At 42.2% G+C, this 315-nt stretch carries 1 pseudogene; it reads right to left on the reverse strand.

Annotated elements, in window-relative coordinates:
* A pseudogene (locus tag AC1M9F_RS14540) lies at positions 1-315 on the reverse strand (alkyl hydroperoxide reductase subunit F); the annotation flags it as partial.

The following is a 315-nucleotide window of genomic DNA, read 5'->3' on the forward strand; positions in this document are numbered from 1 at the left end:
TGGTTGCTGTTGTGCCAGGGTTGTAGATTGCGATCAAGTTAAGTGCTTGAACCACATCTGGACAGTTATGACAGCTTAAAGATACGAATACGTCAAAGTCAGATTTGATTTCTAAAGCTTTGATGGATGCCAATACTTCATCAGATACTTTTGGTGCATAACCAGAAGTTTGTAGCAATGCCAAAATCAAAGAAGTGAACTCATGACCCATTGGTAAGCCTGCAAAGAAGACACGCGGTTCTTCACCTGCTTTTGCAATACCAAAGCTCGGCGCACGTTTATTTTGACCATCAAAACGAGCTGTGACGAATGGAG

This window comes from Acinetobacter sp. ANC_7504, assembly GCF_056779995.1.